Annotated in this window: 2 protein-coding genes; both read right to left on the bottom strand. The window is 43.4% G+C overall.

Translation table 11 applies throughout. The features are described 5' to 3' along the window. Positions 1-460 (bottom strand): phage baseplate assembly protein V (locus ACFIQE_RS10855; protein ID WP_375707752.1); only part of this gene is annotated, 460 nt, incomplete at its 3' end. Beyond that, positions 441-953: hypothetical protein (locus tag ACFIQE_RS10850; RefSeq protein ID WP_375707751.1), on the bottom strand; the 513-nt coding region annotated here is incomplete at its 5' end. The genes ACFIQE_RS10850 and ACFIQE_RS10855, both read right to left, overlap by 20 nt.

Below are 953 nucleotides of genomic sequence, written 5' to 3'. Positions count from 1 at the left end.
CTTCCGGTGCGGTAAGCTCTAGCTTGCCACCATCACCTTTTAGTGACACACCATCAGCGATTGTCAGGATAAACTTTCCGCCGGATTTGATGTGAATTCCATAAGTGTTTTGTTCATCATCATATTCAAGGCTGGTTCCATCAGGGTATATCGTTCGGTGAATGCTGCCCTTATCGGCTGCTTGATTAGCATCTGTATGAATGGAACCCACAATCATCCCTTGCGATAAATCCCCTGATGATGAAACAACAATTACTTGCTCTCCAACATCGCGCCCTTCATAAGAGCGTGTTTTACCGGCGCGGGCTTGTGTATCTGGAATCCAGTCACTGACAAGATTGCCACTTTTTATCCGATAGCGTGCGTTTTTATGGTCGACATGGCTAATCTTCCCCACCACAACCATATTGGCCACACGTCTCTTTAGATCTGTGATTTCTTTATCGCGCCGCTCTAACATGAGTAACCTCGATTTTATGGTATTTATCTTTGTTTTTCACGCCTGTTTCTGGTTTAAAACCGACAACGGGTTCAACAACTCTTTCGGTTGCCTTTCCTTCATCAAGGCAGGGGATATTGGTGACGTAAGTTACGTCAAAGGTTAAAATTGCACCGTGGAGTGCTAGAGCGCCATTATCACCAAAGGCAAAAGCAATATTTTGCAGGCGGCATGTTTCAACTGTGTTGTTGAGATTGGGATTAGCGTAGAAAACCTCCTCAACTTCCCATGCTAATTGATCAACAAAACGTGCGCCATCTTCACATGTCGCATAGCATTCAACATCTAGCGTTAAAACACGCCGCCTTAAGCCAAAATCATGTCCATCTTCAATTGTTTCACTTTGTGTTGAGATATTAATAGCTGGCATTGCTTCAATAAATAAATTGAAGTCACGCATATTGAAAACATTGTCACCAGCTGCCGTCTTTGCTGCCTTTATCAAAGCAACAAA

Source organism: Bartonella sp. AA1HLJMS, assembly GCF_042197445.1.
Classification (GTDB): Bacteria; Pseudomonadota; Alphaproteobacteria; order Rhizobiales; family Rhizobiaceae; genus Bartonella.
Note: the sequence above shows the minus strand (reverse complement) of the source record. Positions and strands in the feature narration are given on the sequence as shown.